Below are 412 nucleotides of genomic sequence, written 5' to 3'. Positions count from 1 at the left end.
CCCAGCCAATGGAAATCATGTTTCGGCACATTACTCCTTCTGCTGCAACCGGGTTAAAAGCATTGGCCAGCTCACTCATATACTCTTCGTAATTGCCTGAGTTGAGCAGGTAATCCAAAAACCGACTCACCGGCAGATTAGTAATGGCATATAGTTGGTTGAATTCAATACCAAAACCGTCTTTTAGCTTATGTTTATATTCCTGCTCCAACACCGCCTGATCGTCCGGCAGATAGGCTCCTGAAGGATTATAGACCAGATCTAGTTTAAGACCGGTATTCTCTTTTCCGTAACCTACTGCATTTAGCATCTTCAGAGCCTCAATACTCTTATTAAAAACCCCATCGCCTCGCTGTGCATCAGTTCTTCTTGCGGTAAAAGAGGGCAAAGAAGAAACTACATTCACTTTGTG

Annotated in this window: 1 protein-coding gene; it reads right to left on the bottom strand. The window is 43.7% G+C overall.

What is annotated here, in order from left to right:
• On the bottom strand, positions 1-412 hold a 412-nt coding region (locus tag B3763_RS18070), incomplete at both ends, for a DUF3641 domain-containing protein (protein WP_286748273.1).

Source organism: Roseivirga sp. UBA1976, from assembly GCF_002336325.1.
Lineage (GTDB): Bacteria > Bacteroidota > Bacteroidia > Cytophagales > Cyclobacteriaceae > Roseivirga > Roseivirga thermotolerans.
Note: the sequence above shows the minus strand (reverse complement) of the source record. Positions and strands in the feature narration are given on the sequence as shown.